The 9123-nt window shown below is 60.9% G+C and carries 7 protein-coding genes; 1 reads left to right on the top strand and 6 read right to left on the bottom strand.

Features of this window, described 5'->3' with window-relative positions; translation table 11 throughout:
• Positions 1 to 521 (top strand): SMP-30/gluconolactonase/LRE family protein (locus P7F28_RS01240; RefSeq protein ID WP_277182553.1); only part of this gene is annotated, 521 nt, incomplete at its 5' end.
• Between the two features lie 16 nt (positions 522 to 537).
• On the opposite strand, the gene tssM is transcribed toward P7F28_RS01240, so the two are convergent.
• From tssM to tssC, 6 genes are all read right to left on the bottom strand, one after another.
• The gene (tssM, locus tag P7F28_RS01245; protein WP_277182554.1) at positions 538 to 4527 is read right to left on the bottom strand and encodes a type VI secretion system membrane subunit TssM; all 3990 of its coding nucleotides are present in this window, start codon (positions 4525 to 4527) and stop codon (positions 538 to 540) included.
• Positions 4528 to 4590: 63 nt separating this feature from the next.
• Entirely contained in the window at positions 4591 to 5871 is a 1281-nt protein-coding gene (gene tssL, locus P7F28_RS01250) for a type VI secretion system protein TssL, long form (RefSeq protein ID WP_277182556.1), read from the bottom strand.
• A gap of 49 nt (positions 5872 to 5920) precedes the next feature.
• Positions 5921 to 7267 carry a type VI secretion system baseplate subunit TssK gene (gene tssK, locus P7F28_RS01255; protein WP_277182558.1) on the bottom strand — a complete coding sequence of 449 codons (1347 nt, stop codon included), beginning with the start codon at positions 7265 to 7267 and terminating at the stop codon, positions 5921 to 5923.
• A gap of 66 nt (positions 7268 to 7333) precedes the next feature.
• Positions 7334 to 7858, bottom strand: a complete 525-nt coding sequence (tssJ, locus tag P7F28_RS01260; RefSeq protein ID WP_277182562.1) for a type VI secretion system lipoprotein TssJ — start codon at positions 7856 to 7858, stop codon at positions 7334 to 7336.
• A gap of 70 nt (positions 7859 to 7928) precedes the next feature.
• Positions 7929 to 8411, bottom strand: a complete 483-nt coding sequence (locus P7F28_RS01265; RefSeq protein ID WP_277182559.1) for a type VI secretion system tube protein Hcp — start codon at positions 8409 to 8411, stop codon at positions 7929 to 7931.
• A 75-nt stretch (positions 8412 to 8486) separates the two neighbouring features.
• Positions 8487 to 9123: type VI secretion system contractile sheath large subunit (tssC, locus tag P7F28_RS01270; protein ID WP_277182560.1), on the bottom strand; the 637-nt coding region annotated here is incomplete at its 5' end.

A 9123-nucleotide genomic window follows, 5' to 3' on the forward strand; every position in this document is an offset into this window, starting at 1 on the left:
TCTGGTTCACCGATCCGACTTTCGGCATCAACGGGTTTTATGAAGGCGAACAGGCGGAGCCGCAGCTCAAGCCGTGCGTGTATCGCGTAGATGGGCAAAGCGGCGAGATCACCGTGATGATCGATGACTTCATTGGACCGAACGGGCTGGCGTTCTCGCCGGACGAATCGGTGCTGTACGTGGTCGAGTCACGCTCCAATCCGCGCACGATCTGGGCGTTCGATGTGATCGACAACGGCCGCAAGCTAGGCGAGCGGCGTCTGATCATCGATGCCGGTCCCGGCACGCCCGATGGCTTTCGCGTCGATATCCACGGCAATCTGTGGTGCGGCTGGGGCATGGGCGATGCCGAACTCGACGGCGTGCGCGTTTTCACGGCGCAGGGCGAAGCGATCGGCCATATCGATCTGCCCGAGCGATGCGCCAATGTGTGCTTCGGCGGGCGTCATCGGAACAGGTTGTTTATGGCGGCGAGTCACGGGCTTTACGCGTTGTATGTGAATACGCAGGGCTTGGCGTAGGCTCGCGCTTGCCGCGCTATTTCGATTGAGTTGGCGGTCCAGCCGTCGCACCGGGCAAGGTCGCGGCGGCAGGCAGTCCCGGCGGCGGTCCGCTGTCCGCCAGACCGAACACCGGCATCGCGCTCGGACAACGAAAATTCGTCAGCACCGTGCTGGTGAGCGGATTGTCCACGCTGCCCGTGCTCGCCATGTCCAGCGCGGCTTTGCGACCGTCGAAATCGAATACGACGCGTGTCCGTCCGGGCGTTGCGGTCTGCACGATCTGTCCTTTGCGCAGCAGGCGCAAGAGCGCCCACGGACCATCCACAGCAATAGTCGATGTATCGGCACGAATGCGCGGATTCGCCGTGATATCGACATGCACGCCACCACGCGGGCCGGGCCAGACCACTTTCAGCGGTGTAACCGGACCGTGCTGATACAGCATGCTTTGCCCGTCGATATCGATGGCGAGACTCAAAATGGTCGGGTCGAGTTCGGGCACGCGCAGTTCGGCTTTCCACGCGATCTGCTTGCCCTGATCGCCGAAGAAGACATTGCGGATGGCCTGTGCGTGTTCGAACGGTTCGAGATCCGGTCCCTGAACGGGCTCGGTCGCGCCGGGCAGCGTCTTATACCGCCACGGATGCGATGACGCGTCCACGAAGGGCGCGAGATTCTTGGTGAAGAAGTCATCGATCACGCCGCCTTGCGCGAACATGCGCGTGAAATCGTCGATACCGATATCGCGTGAACTGTCGGGCGCGAACGGATAGTTGCCTTCGACCGCCAGACGGCACGCATCGCCGACGGCGCTCTGCATCTGACGCGACAATAGCTGGCCGATGCCTTGATTCACCTCGTGCGAGCCTTGCGCCGCCAGCCCTGACAACACTTCGCGAAAGGGCGCGGGCATGGTGTTGGCAGCAACCTTCAGTTTCCCCGATGCCTCGTTCGCCGGTGGCAGGCTATTGTTCGCCAACGCGTTGTCGGCAATCGACAGGGCCGTGTAGGTCTCGTTCAGCAACATGGTGACGCCATCGAGACCGGTCTTGCCAGCCTGGGCGGGCGCTGCCTGCGCATCGCGCGAGGTTCGGGCGCTGCCTGTGACCATCTCGCGCAAGGCCGCAAACCGATCATCGACGAGTTCGCGTTCTACTCGCTCCTGTGAGCGCAGGCCTAGCGCCTTGGCTTTGTCGGCGATCTGACTGGTGGTCTTGTCGATGATCGAGCTGTCTGCCGTGGTGACGCGCTGTGTCAGCGTGGTCTCGCGCACGGCGGCATGCGCGAGACGTTCGAGGGGCGAGTCGGGCGCGGCGAACTGGCGCAGGATCGGCAGATTGAACGCGAGGCTCGATCCCGTCACCGGCCGTATGTCCGACAGAAACGTGGCCCAACGCTGCGCGTATTCGGCCAGATAAAGCCGACGGATCGCATCGGTCAATGGGTCGTCTGCGCCGGACGCACTTGCCGTCAGCTCAGCAGTTTTTTTTTGAGCCGCGAGCGTCCAACTCGACAGATACGCGCGCCCCATGACCCATGCGTCGTCTTCGCGGGCGGTATTGATAAAGCTCGCGAGACGCTTATCGAACAGTTCGCGATAGCCCGCGAACGTGAACAAGCCGGATACGCCGCGTGAAAGCGGCTCGCCGCTTGCACGGGTGAAAACGGTCCCCGCCTGAGGGCCGACCGCGCGCAGCAGCGTGAAGTCGTCGGGCGCTTCAGTTTGCATTGCGGCCTTCGCGCGATCGTAGAGGCGTTGCGTGCCGTTACTCATATCGAGAAACGCACGCGCGCGTTCGATCAACGCGTCATTGCGGATCAGCGGTGATTGCACGACATGTTCGCCCGAGAAGAGTTGATCGACATGACCGAGCATGGACGCGCGGCCGCCGAAGATCGAGGCACTGTCCGTTTTGGCCCAGTCATCGAAAACCCAGCTCTTGACTTCGCTCGCGTTGAATTTCGCGCGGTCGTAAAGCATCAGATAGACGCGCAGCGCGTCGTAAGCCGATTTCGCGTCCTTGTTGGCAATCGATTGATCGATCACTGCTTCCAGCCGATGCACGATCTGCGGCACAAGCAGATTGTTTTCGAGCGAACGATACATCTCGCCGCTGACATCGACCACGCCGGGCGCGGCGAACAAACCGTAGCGGAAGTCCGAGGACGGATCACCAAGATCGATGCCGATCCACGTCGGCAGATAGCGTGCTTCGGTGAGCGCGTCCGGCACCATCTCGGGCTTCGGATCGCGATAAAGCTGCGCGACCTTGCTCGAAAGCGCCTGTGCCTTGCGAGCGATGGCGTCGAGATAGTCGCTGTTGTTGCCGAAGCTCACGCGCAGCGACATGGCGAGCCACACAAAGAGCAATATCGCGAGCGCGTGTCCGAGCATGCGCACCAGCCTGAAGCGATACTCCCAACGCAGATTCGGACGAACGAGATGGGCTTCGGGAAGGACGACTTTCGTGAAGATGTCGCGGAGAAAGAAGCTCTGGATGCCGGACGCGGGATGCGTGTCGGTCCTGAATGGGCGCATCACGATGCCTTTAAGGCGCTGATTGATGGTGAGCGGTTCAGCCTCGAGCCGCTCGTCGCCCTGCTTGGTGCTCGTGAAGTACACGCCGCGCAGCATGGCCTGTTGCTGGGTGTCGTCGAATCGTGAACCGAAGAAGAGTTGCGTGAGCAGATCCGACACGGGCGCGCAGAGTACCGCGAATGCTTCCGGCAATGCCGCGAGCTTGCGTCGGCGATCGACGTCGTACTCATCTTCGAGGCGCGTGTTGACGCCATCGGCGAGGCGGCTGGCCAGTGCTTCGAGTTCCTTCGAATAGGCGGACGCGGAAAGGGACGCGGCAAGCGGCAAGGTGAAGCCCCAGATTTGCGCGCGATTCTCTTCGGTGAGCGAGGCGAAATAGTCCGTAAAGCCGGACAGCCGGTCCATTTGCGTAACGATCAGATACACGGGAAAGCGAACGCCGAGCGTGCGGCGCAACTCGGCCAGCCGTTCGCGCAGTGCGTTTGCTTCGGCTTCGCGTACGGTTGGATCGGTGCTGACGAGCGTTTCGAGACTGATAGTCAGCAGCGCACCGTTGATCGGCGTGCGCGGCCGATATCGCCGCAACAAACTAAGGAAGCCGAACCATTCGTCTGTATCGGCGATGCGGCGAAGTTGATTTTCGTCGATGACCGCGGTGGCATCTTTATCGCTGCCCGACGAAAGCAGGCTTTCCGAACCGCGATTGGCTAGAGCCGCCAGATCCAGCGTGCGACGCGAAGTGCCGGGGTGCGTGTAGTAGCCCGCTGTATCGATAAAAACTGCTTCGTTCGTGAGCCACCAGTCCACGCCTGACAATGAGCCTGTCGAGCCGGTTCGCGGCAGGGCGCTTTCGGAAGATAAGGACAATCCCGAGTTCAGGAGGGCGCGTGTTTTACCCGACTCGGCTGAGCCGATTGCGATAAACCACGGCAGTTCGTACAGATAACGCGTGCCCTGAAAGACACGTCCGATTCCCCGCGCGTTGAATCGCATGGTTTTGAGGCGGCTCAACGCGACCTTCATGCGTGCTTCGAGTGCCTTGATCTGGGCGGCTGCCGGCGTCTCGTTCTTGTTTCCGAAGCTGAGCGCTTTCTTGAGGAACTGCTCGTCGCTCCGCATGCGCCGCCAGAGCCAGACCAAACCCCAGACAGTGAACAGCACGATCACGAAAGCAATGGCGATGATGCGCGCTGCCGCCGACGCCATCGGCTTGGCATCGCCGAGACTCAGGAGCGGCGACGCGTACCAGATCAGCAGACACAGCAGCGCGGCGAACACGACAGCCGTCGATAGGCCGGTAAGCCACAGCAATATGCCGCCAAGCATCAGCGCAATGACGATCACCCGCAGCGCCGTGCTTTCGAGCGGTTTCAATCCGCCGAACGCGATGTATGGCCCGAGAAACCAAACGCCGATTGCGAGCAGAATCAGCACGAGAAACGCGAGGAACCAACGCGAGACCAGAAACGACAGAAACTTCTTCATTCTTCAAATCCGTTGGGCGGGTAGCGATGTCGAGCGCGACAAGAAGGTCCGGACGGCCATGCGCTACGGCGTCACTGAAATTTCGACGCGGCGGTTCTGCGCGCGGCCGGCCACCGATGCGTTATCGCCGATCGGATCGGCTTCGCCCTTGCCGATCGCCTCGAGGCGGCTCGCCGGAACGCCGCCGGCTTGCAGCATCTGCATGATCTGCGTCGCACGCTCAAGCGACAGCGCTTCGTTCGAAGCGAATTGGCGGCTTCGGATGGGCGCGTTATCGGAGTAGCCGGTGATGGTGACCTTGCCGGGAACCTTGGCAACTTCGAGCGCGATTTTCGCGATGAGCGGACTCATGGCGGCGCTCACGCTCACGCCGCCCGGCACGAACATGGCGTCGCCACGAAACACGACTGCGCTGTGACGCGCGTCTTCATCTACGCGAACGGTGCCTGCGGCGATCTCGTTTTTGAGCAGTTCGCGCAGATGCGGCAGGCGCGGTGCAGGCGGCGGCGTCATCCCGCTGATATCGACGATCTGCTTCGTCACGGACGCGCTCTGCCCGAGCAGGTGGTATTTGAACCAGCCGAACAGCGCGATCAGGATAAGACTGAGCACCGTGAAGCTGATCCACACGGGAAAGTCATAGAGCGAAAACCGCTTACCGCGCGCATCCGATGCGGCGTGCGGGGCGAGTGCGCCCGGCACGGCTTTCTGGCTGGCCTGAATCTCGTGATAGAGACGCTGGCGGATTGCATCGTGCATGCGCGCGCCATCCACCTGATGCCGGTAGATACCCATGAAGCCGAGGCTCAAAATCCGATAGATCACTTCGAGCAAGTCGAGATGCTCGTGCGACTGGCTCATCAGGCGACCGATCAGATAATAGGTTTTCTCGCCCCCTTCGCGATCTTCATGGAACTTGGTTGCGAGTCCGTTGGCGATCCACGCGACGCCCGAATTGCTCTTGCCCCACGGGGTCTGCGTCGCGGCTTCATCGAGCGCCGTGCACAGGCAATAGCGCGCGCCCAGCATATGTTCGCGGCGCAGATTCGCTTGTTCGCACAGCCGCTGAAAGCCCCGCACCTCCTGCTCCAGCACGGCGTGAACGATCTTGATTTCCCGGCTGACGAGCGTGTCGGGCATCTCGGCCAGCGCGCGCAAAAGCGGCCGCGCAGCTTCCAGCAACGGGTTGCGGGCTTGCTGGATGGCTCGCAGGCGTACGGCAAACTGTTCGCCCGGTGGAACGCGCCGGACCATTTCGATGACGCCAGAGTCAGGCGTTTGCTCGCTTTTGCTATCGGCTTCGGAAGTCGCGTTGGCTTCGAATTGCGCAGCATCTGTGCTCACGCGTCACCTCGTTATGTTTTTGATCATGCGTCGCCGCCAGCTTTTCCGCTCAGCCGCGCACGCCCCAAAGCTGCAATTGCAGCGCAGGGAATTCACCGGCAACGTGCAAAGCAATCCCGCCATGCTTCGCGATCAGATCCCATAGCGGACCCTGCCGCGTGACTTCGTAGTAGACGAAGCCGGCATTGAATGGAATTTGCCGCGGCGGAACCGGCAGCGGCTGGATGGGAATGCCCGGCAAGTGCCCTCGCACAAGCTCCGGAAGGCGCTCGGACGGGCCGACCTTCGCTTGCGCACGGAACTGCTGTGCGAGCGAATCGGCTGGCATCTGCGCCGACACCGCCAGCACTAAGGCCGAGAAGCTGCAAATCTCAGCGGGATCGACCGATGCGTTGCGCATGCCATAACCCGCGTCGTGAAGCGCGATGCTTTGCGCACTGCGCACCAGAACGGCGTTCAGCAACCACTGCGTATCGTCCACGAGCGGCCTGATGCACAGGTACGGTTCGGTGTGCTGATAGGGCGGATGCGTCTGAAGCGGCCGACGCGTCTCGGGGCGCACGTAGGTGGACAGTTCGCCGGCCATGCTCAACAGCAGCGAATAAATCTCGACGGGCGGCGTAGCAGGAATGCGTCGCATATGCTGCAGCAACGGCTCGTATCGATTGAGCGTCTGCAAAAGCAGATAGTCCGATACCTCGGCCACCGAGCCGGCCTGCCCATCGCTGCCGGTCAGACGTTGCGCGAGCTTGTCCGCACGCATGCGGGCGAGATCGTGAATATCGCCGATCCAACTGGTGAGCAGTGTGCTCGCGCCATAACCGCTCACCGGCGGCACTAGCGTCTCGTCGAGCGCGATACTGCCATCGGCGTGAAGGGTTTTGACGCGCGTGAGCGGCAGGCCGATCCATGCGTCGGTCAATTCCTTCTGCGGCAACAGTCGCACGCGCAGATTCGATAACTGCACGGTCTTGTATCCCTGACCGACGGAATTGGCATCGCGCAGATCGGTGGCGAACACGGCATGCCGCGCGAGTGAGTCAGGCGAATCCTCGAAGGTGGTTTCCTCGCCGTTTGGCACGCGAATGGGCACGGCCAGATAGATCACCTGTTCCAGATGTTCCTGCCGGATGGTGAGCGGCGCGGGCGCAGGCGTATTGCCCGGCATATCGAAGGGCGTGCCGTCGGCAAACACGCCGCTTGCGTGTTTCACCACGACCTTGCCTAGCGCGAGCGCTTCGGTATCGATCGCATACTTCGAGAAGCCATAAAAAAATGGCGAGAGCGGCGCGGCGCGCTTGTGCGCATAGTGTTCGAGATAACGTTCCTGCTGCTGAAACAATTGCGGGCGCAGGAAGAGTCCCTCGCTCCAGGTGACTTTGTTATGCCAGCTCATGAGATCGATACCTGTTGCGTGCGTATTTAATGCGTGTTTGTTGCGGGTTTTATGCGTGTTGATTGCCTAGTGGCCTTGTGACTCTTCGCTGATCCGGATCGCGTTCGCGTCCAGATCGACGCTGAGCTTCAGCTTAGGTGTGCGCCGATACCAGGCAGCCGTCGTGCGTACCGGCAGCGTCCATGTGGCGCGCCAGATCGAGTTCGGCAAATCACGATAAGCGGCCAGCACGCCGAGCGTGGTGCTAGCGTCGTTGGCGGCGCGGGTCAGCGTTTCGTGCTGACCCGGCCGCAGCAAAAACTGATCGCGCGCGATGAGATCGTCGGCGAGTACGGTCTTGTCCTTGTCCTGCAGGGCGTAGAAATCGGCCTGATTGAACGTGTCGGAATTCTTGAGTTCGTAGATGCGAACCAGAATGGGCGCTGCGCGCTTCCGGTCGTCGGGATTGACACCCGAGGAAGCGTCGATGGCGACCGTGAGCATGAGCGGCGCGCGCGCAGGCGGCCGGTCGCTGCCAGCACAGGCCGCAAGCGTCAGCGTGCAAAACGGAATGAGCAAAAAGCGAAACGCGTAAGTCGTGAAGAAAGGCATGAAGTAGGGCTGTGAGCGAAACCCCATGTCACTGCATCGGGTTCCGCGTTTCGCAATCGACAACGGGGCGTTATGCCTCCTTGTTGCCCTTGATGTCGTAGGCGGCCGTTACCGCGCCACCGCTACCGCCTTGCGCGTTCTGGACGATGTACTCTTGCTTGACCTTCGAGAACGACAGACCGATTTGTTCGCGCATGCCGTTGTCACTATTGCTGCCGGACGGCTGCACTTTGGTGACGATCACGTCGCTCATCGTAATCTTGAGATACTCGAGCGGACTGCCGCCCGCTTTGCGCACGGTCAGTACGGCCTGATCGATGTGCTTGCCCGTCAGGCAGTACTTCATCAAGTTCGGGCTGGCGCGATCCATGTGATGCTCGAAAGTCAGATCGCTGACGCTCGCCTTGCCAGCGCCGCCGCCGCTGCCCGAGTGCATGGTCGAATCTTGCGAGATAAGCCAACCCCAACTGGACACTTCGATCTCGTTCTTGTGCGACGAGTCCTGCGATTCACCATCGATCCCATTGATCTTTAGAAAGATGTCTTGTGCCATCTGAAAACTCCATTAGTTAAACTGACTTCTTGCTACTGTTGTTACCTGAGATTGGCGGATGAGCGAACCGCCGTATCACGCTGCCTGCTTAATCGAAGGCAGACGTGCAACCAATCGCAGCGACACCGTCAAGCCTTCAAGCTGGAAATGCGGACGCAGGAAGAACTTCGCCTGGTAGTAGCCAGGATTCCCCTCGATCTCTTCGACCACCACTTCGGCTGCGGCGAGCGGCCGGCGTGCCTTGGTTTCCTGCGATGAGTTCGACGGGTCTGCATCGACGTAATTCATGATCCAGCCGTTGAGCCAGCTCTGCATTTCCTCACGCTCGCGGAAGCTGCCAATCTTGTCGCGCACGATGCACTTCAGATAATGCGCAAAGCGCGAACATGCGAAGAGATACGGCAGACGCGCGGAAAGGTTGGCGTTCGCGGTGGCGTCCGCATCGTGATATTCGGCGGGCTTCTGCATGGACTGCGCGCCGATGAAGGTCGCGTGGTCCGTGTTCTTGCGATGAATCAGCGGGATCAGACCGTTCTTCGAAAGCTCTGCCTCACGACGATCGGAAATAGCGATTTCGGTCGGACATTTCATATCGATGCCACCATCATCGGTCGGGAAGGTGTGGCAGGGCAGGTTTTCCACCGTGCCGCCCGACTCGACGCCGCGAATCAGCGAGCACCAGCCATATTGCTTGAACGATCGGTTGATGTTC

This window comes from Caballeronia sp. BR00000012568055, assembly GCF_029439455.1.
Lineage (GTDB): Bacteria > Pseudomonadota > Gammaproteobacteria > Burkholderiales > Burkholderiaceae > Caballeronia.

Coding starts and splice junctions, on each gene's coding strand:
- tssM (WP_277182554.1), bottom strand. CDS start 4,527: ATGAAGAAGTTTCTGTCGTTTCTGGTCTCGCGTTGGTTCCTCGCGTTT.
- tssK (WP_277182558.1), bottom strand. CDS start 7,267: ATGAGCTGGCATAACAAAGTCACCTGGAGCGAGGGACTCTTCCTGCGC.
- tssJ (WP_277182562.1), bottom strand. CDS start 7,858: ATGCCTTTCTTCACGACTTACGCGTTTCGCTTTTTGCTCATTCCGTTT.
- P7F28_RS01265 (WP_277182559.1), bottom strand. CDS start 8,411: ATGGCACAAGACATCTTTCTAAAGATCAATGGGATCGATGGTGAATCG.